This window comes from Streptomyces sp. x-80 (assembly GCF_046549095.1).
Classification (GTDB): Bacteria; Actinomycetota; Actinomycetes; order Streptomycetales; family Streptomycetaceae; genus Streptomyces; species Streptomyces celluloflavus.
The window spans coordinates 54,274-70,246 of the sequence record NZ_JAJPWM010000015.1 but is presented as its reverse complement, the minus strand read 5'-3'; the positions used below and the strand labels follow the sequence as shown (position 1 = coordinate 70,246).

15 protein-coding genes are annotated in these 15,973 nt (G+C 71.4%); 5 read left to right on the top strand and 10 right to left on the bottom strand.

The genetic code is table 11. From position 1 onward, the window contains the following. Nucleotides 1-221 precede the first annotated feature (221 nt). Together ACLJWH_RS27655 and ACLJWH_RS27650 are read right to left on the bottom strand one after the other, a co-directional pair. Nucleotides 222-1,205, bottom strand: coding sequence for a phosphotransferase family protein (locus tag ACLJWH_RS27655; RefSeq protein ID WP_411144476.1), 984 nt, complete (start codon nucleotides 1,203-1,205; stop codon nucleotides 222-224). Between the two features lie 211 nt (nucleotides 1,206-1,416). Beyond that, nucleotides 1,417-1,830, bottom strand: a complete 414-nt coding sequence (locus ACLJWH_RS27650) for a YciI family protein (protein ID WP_411144475.1) — start codon at nucleotides 1,828-1,830, stop codon at nucleotides 1,417-1,419. A 296-nt stretch (nucleotides 1,831-2,126) separates the two neighbouring features. Here ACLJWH_RS27650 and ACLJWH_RS27645 point away from each other — a divergent pair, with 296 nt between their 5' ends. Further along, nucleotides 2,127-2,660 carry a GNAT family N-acetyltransferase gene (locus ACLJWH_RS27645; RefSeq protein ID WP_411144474.1) on the top strand — a complete coding sequence of 178 codons (534 nt, stop codon included), beginning with the start codon at nucleotides 2,127-2,129 and terminating at the stop codon, nucleotides 2,658-2,660. Nucleotides 2,661-3,307: 647 nt separating this feature from the next. On the opposite strand, the gene ACLJWH_RS27640 is transcribed toward ACLJWH_RS27645, so the two are convergent. The 3 genes from ACLJWH_RS27640 to ACLJWH_RS27630 form a co-directional block, all read right to left on the bottom strand. After that, nucleotides 3,308-4,954: an MFS transporter gene (locus ACLJWH_RS27640; protein WP_411144473.1), complete on the bottom strand. Its 1,647-nt coding sequence runs from the start codon at nucleotides 4,952-4,954 to the stop codon at nucleotides 3,308-3,310. 338 nt (nucleotides 4,955-5,292) lie between these two features. Beyond that, complete coding sequence (locus tag ACLJWH_RS27635) at nucleotides 5,293-5,487, bottom strand: hypothetical protein (RefSeq protein WP_411144472.1); 195 nt, start codon at nucleotides 5,485-5,487, stop codon at nucleotides 5,293-5,295. A 306-nt stretch (nucleotides 5,488-5,793) separates the two neighbouring features. Continuing rightward, nucleotides 5,794-6,465 (bottom strand): ScbR family autoregulator-binding transcription factor, encoded by a 672-nt coding sequence (locus ACLJWH_RS27630; RefSeq protein WP_411144471.1) that lies wholly within the window; start codon nucleotides 6,463-6,465, stop codon nucleotides 5,794-5,796. A 178-nt stretch (nucleotides 6,466-6,643) separates the two neighbouring features. On the opposite strand from ACLJWH_RS27630, the gene ACLJWH_RS27625 reads away from it, so the two are divergent. Then, entirely contained in the window at nucleotides 6,644-7,627 is a 984-nt protein-coding gene (locus ACLJWH_RS27625) for a ScbA/BarX family gamma-butyrolactone biosynthesis protein (protein WP_411144470.1), read from the top strand. A gap of 388 nt (nucleotides 7,628-8,015) precedes the next feature. On the opposite strand, the gene ACLJWH_RS27620 is transcribed toward ACLJWH_RS27625, so the two are convergent. The 3 genes from ACLJWH_RS27620 to ACLJWH_RS27610 all read right to left on the bottom strand — a co-directional run bounded on the left by ACLJWH_RS27620 (nucleotide 8,016) and on the right by ACLJWH_RS27610 (nucleotide 11,068). Beyond that, nucleotides 8,016-8,696 carry a 2OG-Fe(II) oxygenase gene (locus ACLJWH_RS27620; RefSeq protein ID WP_411144605.1) on the bottom strand — a complete coding sequence of 227 codons (681 nt, stop codon included), beginning with the start codon at nucleotides 8,694-8,696 and terminating at the stop codon, nucleotides 8,016-8,018. A 132-nt stretch (nucleotides 8,697-8,828) separates the two neighbouring features. Then, complete coding sequence (locus ACLJWH_RS27615) at nucleotides 8,829-9,344, bottom strand: methylated-DNA--[protein]-cysteine S-methyltransferase (protein ID WP_411144604.1); 516 nt, start codon at nucleotides 9,342-9,344, stop codon at nucleotides 8,829-8,831. A 179-nt stretch (nucleotides 9,345-9,523) separates the two neighbouring features. After that, nucleotides 9,524-11,068, bottom strand: coding sequence for an AlkA N-terminal domain-containing protein (locus tag ACLJWH_RS27610; RefSeq protein WP_411144469.1), 1,545 nt, complete (start codon nucleotides 11,066-11,068; stop codon nucleotides 9,524-9,526). 194 nt (nucleotides 11,069-11,262) lie between these two features. Here ACLJWH_RS27610 and ACLJWH_RS27605 point away from each other — a divergent pair, with 194 nt between their 5' ends. Then, nucleotides 11,263-11,982: a DUF1349 domain-containing protein gene (locus ACLJWH_RS27605; protein WP_411144468.1), complete on the top strand. Its 720-nt coding sequence runs from the start codon at nucleotides 11,263-11,265 to the stop codon at nucleotides 11,980-11,982. A gap of 75 nt (nucleotides 11,983-12,057) precedes the next feature. Here the strand turns inward: ACLJWH_RS27605 and ACLJWH_RS27600 are convergent, their stop codons facing one another. Beyond that, on the bottom strand, nucleotides 12,058-12,285 hold the full coding sequence (locus ACLJWH_RS27600) for a hypothetical protein (protein ID WP_411144467.1): 228 nt from the start codon (nucleotides 12,283-12,285) through the stop codon (nucleotides 12,058-12,060). A gap of 245 nt (nucleotides 12,286-12,530) precedes the next feature. On the opposite strand from ACLJWH_RS27600, the gene ACLJWH_RS27595 reads away from it, so the two are divergent. Then, complete coding sequence (locus ACLJWH_RS27595; RefSeq protein WP_411144466.1) at nucleotides 12,531-13,016, top strand: MarR family winged helix-turn-helix transcriptional regulator; 486 nt, start codon at nucleotides 12,531-12,533, stop codon at nucleotides 13,014-13,016. A gap of 48 nt (nucleotides 13,017-13,064) precedes the next feature. Next, nucleotides 13,065-13,676, top strand: coding sequence for an HD domain-containing protein (locus tag ACLJWH_RS27590; protein ID WP_411144465.1), 612 nt, complete (start codon nucleotides 13,065-13,067; stop codon nucleotides 13,674-13,676). 312 nt (nucleotides 13,677-13,988) lie between these two features. Here ACLJWH_RS27590 and gcl read toward each other — a convergent pair whose 3' ends face one another. Continuing rightward, the gene (gcl, locus tag ACLJWH_RS27585; protein ID WP_411144464.1) at nucleotides 13,989-15,770 is read right to left on the bottom strand and encodes a glyoxylate carboligase; all 1,782 of its coding nucleotides are present in this window, start codon (nucleotides 15,768-15,770) and stop codon (nucleotides 13,989-13,991) included. Between the last annotated feature and the right edge of the window lie 203 nt (nucleotides 15,771-15,973).

Below are 15,973 nucleotides of genomic sequence, written 5' to 3'. Positions count from 1 at the left end.
CCCTCCCACTGCTCATATGGTGCCGATACGTCGCCGGCGTAGTGGTGACGTACCGACGACGCACCGCTGACGTGCTGCTGAGGTGCCGTCGAGGTGCCGCCCGTGTGTTCCGGTAGCTACTGCCTACCCAGGACGGCGGGCGGAGTGGCCACCTCGTCCAGCGCGGTGGCAGGGGGGACACCCGTGGCAGGGCGATGAACCCCCGCCCGTAGCCGCTCAACTCAGCCATAGCGGCGGAGGAGTTCGCGGAGATACGCCTCCAGCCTGTCGCCGAGCAGAGCCGGTGACAGGTCCGCCCGGCCCAGTTCGCGCCATGGGATCGCCACCTTCTCGGCATCCGGGGCGAAGGCGAGGGCGTCCAGCATGCGCCAGTACAGATGGCCGGCGGGTTCCGCGGCCAGTCGGCCACCAGCGGCGAGGTAGTGATCGGCGAACAGCATGCCGGCGCGGGCGCCGTGCAGGAGCGCCAGGGCTGTCGCGCAATGGGCCACGTCCCAGTCCGCCGGTCCCCAGGAAGTCTCCACCCAGTCGACGACACCGGTGATGCGCAACGCGTCACCCTGCCCGTCGAAGAGCACATTGCCCGGGTGGAAATCCCGGTGGAGGAGACAAGCCCGGTACTCCGGGGGCTCGCGGCGGATGACGTCCACCGCCCGCCGCCACAGCTCGGGGTGGTCGGTGCCCTCCGGCACCCGCACCCGATCGGGCGCGGTCCATGCCTGGTAGGTACGGGGGCGGTCAGCCGCGGATATCCGCTGCCGGTGGATACGGACCAGTTGTCGCGCCAGGAGCTCGGCCCGCTCGCCGGCGCCTTCCGCACCCAGCCGCACGCTGCCGGGCAGCAGCGACATCAGCAGGGAAGGGTGATCGCAGTGCGCCGCTGTCGCGTCCACCGCATGAAACGTGGCTGCCGGCACATCCGTACCGCGGAGCGGGGACAGCACGGCGGCTTCGCGGGTGAGCAGCCCCGCCGCGTGCCGGACGAAGAACGGCTTGGCGAAGGACCGCAGCACCAGCCAGCGGGGCTCACCGGTCCCGGCGACGCGCAGGCGCCGCATCTCCGATGTCCACCCGCCGCTCAGCCGCTCGACGGCGACGATGCGATCCCCCTCGGGCAGCGCCTTCTCCACCCAGGTGCGGGTGGCCGCCCATCCCTGATCACCGATGTCCGTCGCGGGTGCACCCACGTTCCCTCCCCCGGCCATCCGGCAGGCCATCGAACTGGCCTGCGCGGAGACCGCCGGTCACGGCACGGGTCGGTTCGATACCGAACGCGGACAGCGCGGCGGATGCCGGACCGCAGGGCGGGTGCCGCCGCGACCGACCCGTGAGCGGCCGGGTCACAGCCCCGTCCGCAGCCCCGTACGCAGCCCCCGTCCGCTGACCGACAGCAGAGCCGTTTCCGCGAAAGCGCGGCTACCGCGGTGCGTCTGTTTCCTGTGCCGGCGCCGACATGGTCCGGCGTACCTCGATGGGCATGTTCAGCGGGGCGCCGCCGGGGCCCGGCGCGGTCGAGAGGAACGTGGCGATCTCGACCGCCCGATCGGGGCCTGCGCAGTCGACGATCCAGTAGCCGGCCAGGAATTCCCTGGTGTCGGGGAAGGGTGCTTCGGTGATCCGGGGCGGGCCGCCGCCGTGCGCACGCACGATCTTGGCCGTATCAGGCGCCGCCAGCCCCTGCGCCTCGACCAGTTCCCCGCTCTCGGCGAGCTTCTTGTCGGCGTCCTTCATGAACGCGATATGCGCCTGGACCTCGTCCGCCGACCACGTCGAGATCGGCGGGATGTCGGTCGTCGTCTCGCTGAACTGCATCAGCAGCATGTACTTCATGACCGGCTCCTCGGTCTCTCGGGCCGCACTCGGGCGGCGCCCTTCCGGCAGTGGCCTTCCGTCGGTGGTCTTCGGGCGAGGCTTCTTCCGCCGTATGCTTCGAGCGCTTTTCTGGTCAGATGTACGGAAAAGTTAACGGTCCGGGGCGTGCTCGGGCGGCAGCGACTCCGCCGCTCGTACGACTTCCGGGCCGCTGATGGCCCGTCCCACGCTCCGGCCACGCCTGGACCGGCATCCGCCGATTACCGCATCCACCGATTACCACTGCAACCTCCGCATTCGAGAGGATGGGCGACATGATCGAGATCCGCACCCCCCGCCTCATCCTCCGCCGCTGGCACGACGACGACCTCGCCCCCATGGCGGACATCAACGCGGACCCGCTGGTCATGCGGTGGATCGGTGACGGTTCCGTCCTTGACCTGGACCAGACGGCGGAGGCCATCGAGCGCTGGGAGGAGGAATGGGACGACGAGGGCTTCGGACTCTTCGCCGTCGAGCTGCTGGCCTCGGGCGAGCTGGCCGGGTTCACGGGTCTCTCCGTACCCGAGTACCTGCCCGAGGCGCTGCCGGATGTGGAGATCAGCTGGCGCCTCGGCCGCCAGTTCTGGGGCCAGGGCTACGCGTCCGAGGCCGCCCAGGCCGTGCTGGAGTTCGCCCTCCAGGACCGCGGCCTCGACCGTGTCATCGCCATCGACCGGATCGGCAACACCGCCTCCGCGAACGTGATGGACAAGCTCGGCCTGACCCCCGAACGCGAAACGACCCACCCGGTGACCGGTCACGCGCTGTGCGTATACGGCATCGACCTCACGGAGTATCAAGCCTGAGCCGAGTGCGTCGCGCGAGCCGGGGCGCAGCCGGAACCCGCCCGGCGACGCGGGACCGGCAGGCAGGCAGTGCAGACGTCGGCCCTCGTGTCCGGCGACCGTCGGCCGGCGGCTGTGGTTCGGCGACCGGCATCCGGTGACCGGTGACCGGCGGGTCTCGTCGCCGGTCACCGAAGAGGTCGCCGGCCGCCGAGGACGGGACACCAGCGGGCGGCTTCGGGCAGCTTCGGGCGGCGGTACGAGTCCAGGCCGAGGATCTCGATTCCGCCGGCGGTGACGGCCGCCGGGGTAGCCTGTGGCGGCATCCGGCGGCCGGCAGTGAGTAGTGGCCACCGGTCAGGTCCGCGAACGCGAAGGCATCGTCCTGGTCCGTGACGGTGCATCCGGCAACCGTGCCGTCCCGGATGAGGGTGACGGCGCGTCGGCCGGCGGCCGGCCTGCCGAGCCGGCCCTGCCGGTCGACCGGCCTGATGCTCGCGCGCACGTCCGGCGCCCCCACCGATCCCCGTACCCGCCCGCGAACCCCGGAAGAGGCATCGGCCCCGGGCGGGGCAACGGAGCCGGAGGCGGCGACCGGGGCGGACGTGGCGGGCTACGGGTGTCGGTGGGGCCGCCGCGCGGTGCGGACGGCCAACGTGTCCAACCGTTCAGTCGGTTTTGGCCGGAACAGCGGGGTCCGCCGAGACCGTGCGCTGACCAGAACCGACCGGGCCGGCCGCCACCGACTCACCCGCACCTCGCGCAGCGCCGACGCCCTCCGCGCCGCCTTCGTCCGTCGCGTCCGCCTCGTCCGCCGCGCCGTCCGTACTGCGGGCGACCAGCGTCGGCCGGGCCGTCTTCCGCTGCGCGGGCAGGAACGCGGCCACGACCACACCGATGACGACCGCGGCCGTGGCGATCAGGAAGGAGACGCGGAAACCGTTCAGAGTGGGCACCGTCACCGGGCCCATGCGCAGGGACATATGGGCGAGCACCATGCCGATGACGGCGCTGGACACCGACGTACCGATCGAGCGCATCAGGGTGTTGAGGCCGTTCGCCGCACCGGTCTCGGACGGGTCGACGGCCCCGATGATCAGCGCGGGCAGCGACGAGTACGCGAGGCCGATGCCGGCGCCGACGACGACCGCGACGATGACGGTCTGCCAGGGGGCGTCCATCAGGCCGATACCCGCGCCGTAGCCGATCGCGATGATCAGCATGCCGAGCAGCAGCGAGGACTTGGGACCACGCCGAGCGGCGATACGCGCGTACAACGGGGCCACCAGCATCATCGTCAGGCCCAGCGGTGCCACGCAGAGCCCGGCCACCACCATCGACTGACCGAGGCCGTAACCGGTGGATTTGGGGAGTTGCAACAGCTGCGGCAGAACCAGCGAGATCGCGTAGAACGCCACCCCGACCGTGATCGAGGCGAGGTTGGTGAGCAGCACCTCACGGCGGGCGCTGGTGCGCAGATCGACGAGCGGGTCGGCGATGCGCAGCTCCATCACGCCCCAGAGCAGCAGGATCAGCGCGGCGGCACCGAACAGGCCGAGGGTGGTGGGTGAACTCCAGCCCCAGTCACTGCCCTTGGTGATGGGCAGCAGCAGGGTGACCAGCCCGGCGGAGAGCCCGATGGCGCCCGCCAAATCGAAGCGTCCGGGGGCACGGAGCGGGGTTTCCGGGACGAAGAGAACGGTGAGCGTCATCGACAGCACGCCGAGGCCGGCCGCGGTGAAGAACAGGGTGTGCCAGTTGGCGTGTTGGGCCACCAGGGCGGCGACCGGCAGGGCGAGTCCGCCGCCGACGCCTATCGACGAGCTCATCAGGCCCATGGCCGAGCCGAGCCGTTCGCGCGGCAGCTCGTCGCGCATGATGCCGATGCCCAGCGGAATGGCCCCCATGGCGAAGCCCTGAAGCGCCCGGCCGACGATCATGACGACGAGGTCGTTGGTGAACCCGCAGATCAGCGAGCCGACGACCATGACGGCGAGGCTGGCCAGCAGCATCCGGCGCTTACCGTACAGATCGCCCAGGCGTCCCATGATGGGTGTCGCGACGGCGCCGGCGAGGAGGGTGGCCGTCATGACCCAGGTGGCGTTGCTGGGTGCCGTACGGAGCAGCGTCGGCAGGTCCTTGATAACCGGCACGAGCAGCGTCTGCATCACCGCGACGACGATGCCGGCGAAGGCCAGGACGGGGACGATGCCCCGGCCGGTTCTGCGGGGGCCGCCCGCGGTGGGGTCGGACACCGGGTGCGCGGCGCCGGTCGTCGCCTTCCCGGGTATGTGGTCCGTCGGCGTCTGCGTCATGCGTGCGGCCTCCAGGGCGGCAGAGTACGTCTCGTCAGGGATGGGATGCGATGCGGGAGTGTCCGCGGAACGGCAGAACGGCAGCTCAGCGGTTCAGCGGTTCAGCGGAGTTCCGGATACGGCGGGGTCGTCGGGTGGCGGGGCGAGCAGGGCGGGGCGGGCGGTGTCCGGCGGGACGGCTGAACGGTTCGGAGCGGGGCGGTTGCACTGCCGGGTGGACGGCCGGCTGACCGGACGACGGACGGCCCGGTCGCCGGAGCACGGCAGGGACAGCGGGCCCCGGCAGGGGCGGCCGCTTCGGCGGAACAGTCTTGCGCACTAAGGGAATTGACAGGAATTCACGGGTACTCACAGGCGTTGTCAGGAAGGGACATGACGCGGACGTTGCGGGCGTGGACGTTACGGGCGTGGACGTTACGGGCGTGGACGTTACGGGCGTGGACGTTACGGGCCTGGACGTTACGGGCCTGGACGTTACGGGCCTGGCGGCCGGGCCTGGCGGCCGGGCCGATGGGGGCACCTGGTACGTGCATACCGAACGCATTATCTCCGAACCGTATTCCGGCTTCCGTCACTTGGAACCAACTCCCGGCCACGGGCGACGGTACGCCCCGCACGGCTCGCGGTCCGCCGCTCATCCACCGCCCGCCGAACCCCGCCGCAGCCGCCTCCGTCGCCCTGTCGCCCCGTCGACAGCAGGCGCAAAGGCGCCGAGCACCGCGCCCCCACACAGACTGGAGGCGCCGCGAATTCGCGGCGCCTCCGACCATGAGAGCGATATTCAATACCGGATAAGCGGTTTGTTTTCCCCGTGACGCCTCCCGACAGCGCCACCGCTCCTACCGCGCCGCCACGTCGGCCACCGGCCCCCGCCGAAGAGCCGCCTCCAGCCGCGCACCACGCTCGGAATCCAGGTCGAGCCTGACCAGGACGGAGGGCACCGCGATACAGGGCAGAGCGTGCTCGAAGAAGACCGCCAGCCGGTGGCTGAGGTCGGCCCGGTTCGAGAACGCCTGCGACATCATCTGCAACCCGGCGAAGGCACCGACAAACAACTCGGCGGTCTCACGCACCACGACGGTCTCCAGGAGCTCACCACGCCCCCTCGCCTCGGCCAGCAAGCCCTCGGCGAACTCACGCCAGGACACCCAGGACACCATTGACCGCCTGCGGTCCAGGTGGCTGGAGCCCTGCTCGACCGCCAGACGGACGGCGCCGCGCTGGATCGGGTCGTCCCGCAGCCGGTGGGCGAGGATCTGGCCGGCGTCCACGAATTCCTGCAACTTGATCTTCTGCGGCTCCAGCGTGATGTCCACAAACTGCTCTTCGAGCACGGCGAGAGCGAGCTGCTCCTTCGAGGCGAAGTGAAAGTAGAGGGCACCCTTCGTCGTTCCGGCACGCTGAAGGACTTCGGCGATGGTCGCCCGGTCGTAGCCAAGGTCGTCGAAAACGGAGGCCGCCGCTTCCAAGATCGCTCGCCGGGTCCGGATCGCACGATCCTGCTGCGCCATAGGACGCGCCTCCTGTCAGTTGAATTTTCCATGTTCAGCAACAGTTAGCTACTACAGCCCAATCCCCCCGGAACGACAACTTGCCCTTCGTCACCGCCCTGGCGTAGAAAATAAAACCGGACGGTACGTATCTTAATAGCGTCCGGCATCATCCCGTAGAAGACGCCTGGGGGCAGTCATGAGCGACACGATGCACGTCGGCACCACGGTTCGACCGGGGGACACCCACCCTCCGCGACCGGCACCGAACGAGCATCCCGTGCCGCCGCCCCGCCGGAACACCGACGTGCCCGGGGCGTTCGTGCACCGGCCCGCCGCGGAGGATGTACTGATCACCTCGTGGCGCCGGCTGGACGCCACCCATTTCTCCTTGACCGCCCGGTGGCCGCGCGACCACGCGTACTTCACCCCCAGCCACGGCCGGTACCACCCCATCCTCACCGGCGAGACCATCCGGCAGGCGGGGCTGCTGCTCGCACACGCCGAACTCGGCGTACCGGTCGGCCATCACTTCATCCTCGGCGACCTGGTGTACACGACGCACCCCGAACACCTCACCGTGGGCAGCAGCCCGACGGAGGTGACGATCGAGGTCACCGGCAGCAGGCTGCGGATGCGGGCCGGCGCACTGGTCAGCGGCCGCTTCGACATGAGCATCCGCAAGGAGGACCGGATCATCGCGACGGGCCATTCCAGCGTCACCGTCACCACACCCCCCGCCTACCGCCGGATCCGCGGCACGCGCCTGACCGCACGTCACGCCGGCTGCCCGGTCCGCCCGCCGATCGCGCCCCGGCTGACCGGGAACGCCGACGACAGTGGTGTCCTGCTCGCCTCCTGCGATCAGCCGGACCGGTGGCTGCTGCGCGTCACGCCCGGCCATGCCGCGGTCGTGAACCCGGCGAACGACCATGTCCCGGGGATGGTGCTGCTCGACGCGGCGCAGCAGGCCGCGCACGCCGTCACCGCGCCCGGCCCGTTCGTTCCGTACGCCTTCGGTACCGAATTCCACCGCTATGCCGAGCACGGTCTGCCCTGCGTGATCGAAGCGCACCGTGTCCCGTCGGCGATTCCCAGCACCACTACGGTCCAGGTCACCGGGTACCAGGAGGGCGAGCCGGTGTTCGCCTCCACCCTCACGGCGCTGGACGTGCGCACCTGAGGGAGCGTCGGGCGCGGGTCGGTCAGCCGGTGTACGGCATGGCCCGCGTCGCCGTACCCGCCGTTCAGCCGGCTCCGGACCAGCCGGAAACGGCCGCGACGGCGCGGTAGGGCCAGGTACCGGCCACCGATGAACACCGCTGACCGCCGAAGAACACCGACGAACACCTATGACCGCGGAGGAACGAGGACTCATGAGCGGTTCGCGGCATGGTGGAAGTGACACGAAATAATATTAATCAGCATGCAGAAGCATGAAAAGCATGAAGAAGTGCGAAGGGGCGCGAAGTGGTTCTGTGTAGTACGTAATCGTCCAGGACGGTGGCCGGCCATGGGCGGCAGTGTCCATGGCCGGCGTCCACGATGGGCGTCCAGGGGCAAGGCCGTCATCAGGCGTCGTGGAAGACCAGGCCCAGCGTGTGCCGGCGGCCGGAGCGGACGGTGCTCACGCCGTGCCGGACCGGCCCCGCCGACCAGCCCCGGGCAGAACGTACGGGGCGGTCGCGGGTGGTGAAGATCAGGCCGTGTCCCTGACGCAGCACGGTCGTGGTGCCCCGGGACTGTGCGCGCGGGCGCTGCTCGACGAGAAGGAACTCCCCGCCGGTGTAGTCCGTTCCCTGCTCGTCGAGACCGATGACCACCTGGAGGGGGAAGACCAGGTCGCCGAAGACGTCACGGTGCAGCGCGTTCCAGTCCCCCGCCCCGTAGCGCAGCAGGATCTGGGCGGGCCGGGTCTGCCCGGCCTCATGGCACCGCGTCAGCCACTCCCCCAGCGTGTCGGGCCAGGGCGCCGGCCTGCCGAGCCGGTCGGCCCAGTCGCGGGCGACGGTCAGCAGGTGCGGGTAGAACGCCTCGCGCAGCGCCTGGACCGGTTCGGGGAGCGGCTCGGCGAAGTAGCGGTACTGGCCGGAGCCGAAGCGGTGCCGGGCCATGTCGACGGTCGTACGGAACCGGTCGGCCTCGTCGTACAGCTCGATGAGCCGGCGGCAGTCGGCCGGGTCCAGCAGGCGCGGGGTCACCGCGCAGCCCAGGGCGTCGAGTTCGCCGGCCAGCGCCGGCCAGTCGGCCACGGCGACCCGCGCGCCGAGGGCGGCGGAGAGGCCGGAGCCGGTGGGGTTCGCGGGTGGGGGCTGTGCTCGGTGGGGGGCGGTTGTGGACACGGTTCACTCCAGGGAGGCGGGTGCGGTGGGGCGAGGGCGGGATCAGGTGGCGTCCGGCGCGGCGCCCTCCAGGCCGAGCAACTGCCGCTTGCGCGCCAGGCCGCCCGCGTAGCCGGTCAGCGATCCGTCCGCGCCGATGACGCGATGGCAGGGCCGGACGACGAGCAGCGGGTTGGCGCCGATCGCCGTACCGATGGCGCGCACCGCGCCACGCACCGCGCCGATATCGGCGGCGATGCCTCCATAGGTGGTCGTGGTGCCGTACGGAATGGCCTCCAGTGCCTTCCAGACGCGCTGCTGGAAGTCCGTGCCCCTGGTGACGTATTCGATGGTGAAGCGCGTCAGCCTGCCGTCGAAGTACGCGCGCAGCTGGTCGGTGATCCCGTCGAACGCGGCGGGGTCGTTCGTCCAGTCGTCCTGGACCGTCGCGCCGCGCTTCTGTCCGGGCACGGACAGGGAGGCGAGTGCGGTACCGCCCTGCGCGGTGGCCGACTCCTCCCCCACCAGCAGGAGTTCGCCCAACGGGCTGTCAAAGGTCGAGTAGAGGGTCGTGGTCATGGTCATGGTCCTGTTCTTTCCGTGAAGGGTGTGCGGTCCGGCGTCCCTGCTGCGCGATCGGGGGCTCCGGTGCACGTGGGGGGGCTCCGGTGCGAGGCCGCTTCAGTGTGGCCGGGGGGCTTGAGCGTGGTCGGGGACGCCTTGCGCACAGGCTGAGATCGCTGGTCTGCGATCTGGGATCACTTGTGTGCGATCCGGGATCGCTCCGGGGCATGCCCTTGGGGTACGAGTGCCGTTTCGGGTCGGTCGGAGGGCTCATCTCCCGGGTGCGGGGCGTTCCAGAAATAGTGCATCGCGTACGAACGCCAGGGCCGCCAGGTGTCGGCGTGCGCCGCCGAGGATCCGGCGCGGCGCATCCCGGCGTGGACCGCCACATCGCCCGTCAGCAGCACATCCGGGTCGCCCAGGGCCCGCATCCGGATGTAGCCGGCCGTCCACGGGCCGATCCCGCGCAGCCCGAGAAGTGCGCGTTCTGCCTGGTCACGGTCGGTTCCGGCGTCCAGGGTGACCGCACCGCCGGCCAGCGCGGCGCTCAGGGTGCGCAGGGTCTCGCGACGCGCTCCGGGCATGCCCAGCTCGGCGAGCGAGACCGTGGCGAGGTCCTGGGACCGGGGGAAGAGGTGGGTGAGCGCGCCGGACGGTTCCGGCAGCGGGTCTCCGTGGGCGGCGACCAGCTCGCTGCCCAGTGTGCGGCCCGCGGCGAGGGACACCTGCTGGCCGAGTACGGCGCGCACGGCGAGTTCGTGCGCGTCGGCGGCCCCCGGGGAGCGCAGACCGGGGCACCGGGAGACCAGCCCGGCCAGGACCGGGTCCGCGCCGAGCCGTTCGGCGACCGCGTACGGGTCGGCGTCCAGGTCGAACAGACGGCGCACGCGCTGGGTGGCGGTGGTGAGATCACGCAGCTCGGAAAGGTACAGCCGGCACTCCAGCCAGCCGTCGCCGGTCACCTCGTCGACCTCCGCGATACCGGCGCCGTTCGGCAGTCGCAGGGTGCGCCGGTACGTGCGGCCGCCGGGCTCCCCGCTGATGGCCTCGATACCGGTGATCGCACGCCGCTGGAGGTGGTCGAAGATCTGCCGCGCGGCGTACGGGCCACGGAACGGCAGCCGGAGCGCCAGCCCGCCGGACGCGCGCTGCGGGGCCACCGGGCCGAACCGCGCACCGCGCCCGGGGCGGGCGGCACGCAGCTCGCTCGGGGTGAGGGCGTAGATCTCCCTGATCGTGTCGTTGAACTGCCGCACGCTGGCGAACCCGGCCGCGAAGGCGATCTCCGTGGCCGGCAGGCCGGTGGTCTGGAGCAGGACGCGGGCGGTGTGGGCGCGCTGCGCCCGAGCCAGGGCGACGGGTCCCGCGCCCAGCTCGGCGTTGAGCTGCCGCTGCACCTGCCGGGCGCTGTAGCCGAGCCGGGCCGCGAGGCCCGAGACGCCTTCCCGGTCGACGACGCCGTCACCGATCAGCCGCATGGCGCGGCCGACGACATCGGCGCGGGCGTTCCACTCGGCGGAGCCGGGCACCGCGTCGGGGCGGCAGCGGCGGCAGGCGCGGAAGCCCGAGCCCTGGGCGGCCGCGGAGGTGGGGTAGAACGTGACGTTGCGGCGTCGGGGGGTGGTGGCGGGACAGCTCGGCCGGCAGTAGATCCCGGTCGTGGACACGGCGAAGAAGAACGCGCCGTCGAATCTGGCATCCCGGCTGCGCACTGCCTCGTATCTGCTGTCCTCGGTCATCACAGACTCCACTGTGCAGCAGGTGGGCGGCGAACGCTGGCGGAAATCGGACACGGCGCTGGGCCGCCGGCCGGGCGTTCCGTAGGCTCGCGGAAGATCACCGTCGATCGGCGAAGCGCGACCGGCGGGATCGGTGGGAGCAGGAGAACAGCAGGCCGGCGGGCCCGGCGGAACGAACGGAGCAGGGACACCTCATGGACGAGACGCGCCGCGCCAGGACCATCGATGATGCCGGGACACCCGGTGACGCCGGGGCGGTCGGAGGCGGGACCGGGGCCGTCGCGGGCGGAACCGGCGGCGTGCCGCGGCCGGTCGCCTGGAGCGACGCGGTCTGGCTCAACCCGCCCCCGGCCGTGTCGCAGGACGCCGAAGGGCTGCTCGTGACGGCACGCGGCCACAGTGATTTCTGGCGTACGACCAGCTACGGATTCGTCCGCGACGACGGGCACGCCCTGCTGACCGGGCTGCCCGACGGCCACGCCGTGGAGGTGGCGTTCGTGGCGCGGTTCGACGAGCTCTACGACCAGGCCGGTCTGATGGTCCGCGTCGACGAGCGGACATGGCTCAAGGCCGGCATCGAAATGTCCGACGGCGTCCCGCACTTGGGCGCCGTCGTCACCCGCGGGCAGTCGGACTGGTCGCTCTCCCCCGTTCCCGACTGGGCGGGCCGCCGGGTCACCGTGCGCGCCAGCCGTACCGGCGATGCGGTGACCATCCGTGCGCGCTGCGAGGACGGTCCGTGGCGGCTGATCCGGCTGGCGCCGCTGGACCCGGGGGCCGCGGCGTCCGCGGGCCCGTTCTGCTGTTCACCGCAGCGGGCGGGGCTCCAGGTGCGGTTCACCCGCTTCACGCTGGGACCGGCCGACGCCGCCCTGCACCTCGATGCGCCGGTGCCCGCCGCCGGGGACCACTGACGACCGTCCAGCGCGGGTGGAGTGCGGCGAGCCGCGGGCGGTCCGGGCAGCGGAAACAGCCCGGCCGCCGTCTCCTCAGGCCGATGGCGTGGGCCAGTCGTCCAGGTTGCCACCGCGCCATTCGACGAGACGGGGGTCGTCGAGCACGATGTCCTCGGCCGGTTCCGCGACCCCCGCCCGGCGCAGGAATTCGGCGACATCGCCACGGCCGTGGGCCAGACCGACGATCTGTCCGTGCACGGTCACCCGCCGGCCACCGGATGGCGTCGGCGGGTGCACGATGACAGGCGGATGCTCGGTCATGCCTCCAGCGTGCGCCGGGCACCGCGCCCGCGCACCTCGGCACCACGCGCACCCGGCGCGCGCACCGTAGGCGACATGCCGTCCACCACGGCGGTGGCGTCGGACTCGCAGGACAGCGGCGTCGTACGTGCCGCACCGCCCCGGAGGCACCACCGGGCAGGCGGGCGGGCCAGGGATTCGCCCGATCGGCAGCCATCGGGAGCGTTCAACTTAGAGGCTCCAAGCACTCCTCGTACGCTGCCCCTATGACGACATCGACCCCGACGGAACTGACCCGGGAACTCCTCATCGCCGTCCGTGACGTCATGAGCATGTCCCAGCTCCGGCTCCGGACGTCCCTCGACCGGCTGGGGCTGACCGCGCCGCTCTCGGACGCCCTCTGGGCGCTCGACCCCGGGCTGCCCTCCCCCTCGATGAAGATCCTGGCAGGCCGGCTGCACTGCGATCCGTCCAGCGCCACGTTCCTGGTCACCCGCCTTGAGCGGCAGGGGCTCATCGAGCGGGTGCCCGATCCCGCCGACCGGCGTTCCAAGACGGTGGAGCTCACCGGCAAAGGGACCCAGGTACGCCGCGAGCTGATCGAGGCGATGGTCGCGCGGTCACCGCTGTCGGCACTCGACGCCGCGGATCAGGCCGCGACTCTGCGGTTGCTCCGCAAGGCGCTGACGCGGACCGCCGCACCGGAGACCTCGGCCACGGACCCGACGGGCGCGACGGACGGCACGGCGTGACCGGTGCACCGGCGCGGAGGCAGCCGACGGTGCGCGACAATCGCAGCCATGACTGTTGATGATCTTGCGATCGACGACCTGGTGATTCCCGGTACCGCGGTGTGCCACGCCGCGCTGGAGGTGGCGACCGAGTACTGCTCGCCCGCGCTGCTGAACCATTCGGTGCGCGCCTACCTCTGGGCAGCCGCGTACGGGACGGCGAACGACATCGCCTTCGATGCGGAACTCCTCTACGTGGCCGCCACGCTCCACGACATCGGGCTGGTGAAGGAGTTCGACAGCCATACCGTGCCGTTCGAAGCGGCGGGCGGCCATGTGGCGTGGGCCTTCGCGGCGGGCGCCGGCTGGCCCGTATCGCGGCGGGTGCGGGTCTCCGAGGTGATCGTCCGGCATATGTGGGACGCAGTGGACGTCTCGCTGGACCCGGAGTCACACCTGCTGACGTTCTCCACGTCGTTGGACATCTCCGGACGGCGTGCCGACGCCGTCCCCGCGAGCCTCCGCGCCGAGGTGCTGGAGCGCTACCCGCGCCTGGATCTCGGGGACGAATTCCTCGCCTGCTTCCAGGAGCAGGCGGAGCGCAAGCCGGACAGCTCCGCGGCGGCTGCGGTCCGCAGCGGCATCGCCGGCCGGATCGCCGACAACCCGCTGGACGGCTGAGTGGAAGCCCCGGCCAGACGGGGGGGAGCTGGCCGGGGCGGCTTGGGGTGCGGGTGCCGAGGGTGGTCGCCTCTCGGCGAAAGCGCTGTGGGGCTTCAGCCGAACGATCGTCCCCACAGGCGGAGGGTGAGGCCCGGGGACACAGTGCCCTCGACACCCGCACTCACTTGAACGGTGAACGAAAGGTGGACGTTCCCCGCGGAGAGCGTGACGGTGCTCACGCCGCCCGGCGTCGCCGTCCCGTCCGGCACGCCTGTCCCCCGGCACGCGTGCCGCGCCCCTCCGCGCGGCGCACTCCGGGGTCGCCCGGCCTCAGACCTTGAGCGGTTTGATCGCGGTGGGCGCGTGCCCCGGCTCGGTGGCGATCTCCTCGAACTCGTCGACGCTGCCGATATCGCCGGCACTCATCGCGATGTTGGTGACCCGCTCCAGCATCACCTCGACGATCACCGGGACGCGGAACTCGGCGGCGAGCCTCCTGGCCTCCTCGAAGGCCGTCCGCAGCCGCTCGGGCGCGGTCACCCGGATCGCCTTGCAGCCCAGCCCCTCGGCGACCCTGACGTGATCGACACCGTAGACGCCCAGCTCGGGTGCGTTGATGTTCTCGAACTCCAGGTTGACCTGGAAGTCGATGTCGAGACTGCGCTGCGCCTGGCGGATCAGCCCCAGGTAGGCGTTGTTCACCAGGACATGGACGTAGGGGATCTTGTGCTGGGCGCCGACGGCCAGCTCTTCGAGCAGGAACTGGAAGTCGTAGTCCCCGGAGAGGGCGACGACCGGGGCCGCCGGGTCGGCGGTGGCGACGCCGAGCGCGGCCGGGACCGTCCAGCCCAGCGGGCCGGCCTGGCCGCAGTTGATCCAGTGGCGCGGCCGGTAGACGTGCAGCAGCTGCGCTCCGGCGATCTGGGAGAGGCCGATGGCGGTCACGTACCGGGTGTCCGGGCCGAACGCCTTGTTCATCTCCTCGTACACGCGCTGCGGTTTGATCGGCACCTCGTCGAAGTGCGTACGGCGTTGCAGCGCGGCCCTGCGCTCCTGGGCGGCGGCGGCCCAGGCGCTGCGGTCCGGCAGCTGACCGGCGGCGTCGAGTTCCCTCGCCACCTCGACGAAGAGCGCCAGCGCGGCCTTGGCGTCCGAGGCGATGCCGTAGTCCGGGGCGAAGATCCTGCCGATCTGGGTGGGCTCGATGTCGACATGGACGAAGGTGCGGCCGCGGGTGTAGAGACCCAGGTCGCCGGTGTGCCGGTTGGCCCAGCGGTTGCCGATGCCGAGAACGAAGTCGGACTCCAGGAAGGTCGCGTTGCCGTAGCGGTGCGAGGTCTGGAGACCGACCATGCCGGCGTTCAGCTCGTGGTCGTCGGCGAGGGCACCCCAGCCCATCAGGGTGGGGACGACCGGGGTGCCGGTCAGCTCGGCGAACTCGGCCAGCAGCTCGGTGGCGTCGGCGTTGATGACGCCACCGCCGGCGACGATCAGCGGCCGCCGCGCCGCGTTGAGCAGCGCGACGGCCTTCTCGGCCTGGGCGCGGGTCGCAGCCGGCCGGTACGGCGGGAGCGGCTCGTACGTCTCGGGGTCGAACTCGATCTCGGTCGACTGGACGTCGATCGGCAGGTCGATGAGGACCGGTCCGGGGCGGCCGGAGCGCATCAGATGGAACGCCTGCTGGAAGACGCCGGGGACCTGCGCGGCCGCCGGTACCGTGGTCGCGGCCTTGGTGACCGGGCCGGCGATCGCGGCGATGTCGACGGCCTGGAAGTCCTCCTTGTGCAGCACCGCGGTCGGCGCCTGGCCGGTGATGCACAGGATCGGGATCGAGTCGCCGATCGCGGAGTAGAGGCCGGTGATCATGTCGGTACCGGCGGGGCCCGACGTACCGATGCAGACGCCGATGTTGCCGGGGGCGGCCCGGGTGTAGCCCTCGGCCATGTGCGAGGCGCCCTCGACATGGCGGGCGAGCGTGTGATCGATGCCGCCCGCGCCCTTCAGCGCCGCGTAGAAGGGGTTGATCGCCGCGCCCGGCACTCCGAAGGCGTGGGTCACGCCCTCACGCTTGAGGATCTCCACTGCGGCGCGGGCGGCTGTCATCCGGGGCATCGCGTACTCCTGCGTCGGCCGGTCAGGGGCGGGGTCCCGGCCGAGGGGCCGGAAACAATTCCGAATTGCGGAAACTTGGTTTTGCTTTACGGAAGGAAAGTAGGGTGCGGTGGCCTGCCCGTCAAGAAGGCGGCAGGGCGCGCGAGCTCCCCCGACGGCGGTTCGGTACGTGCCCACGCGGACCGGATAGCCTCTCCCCCGTC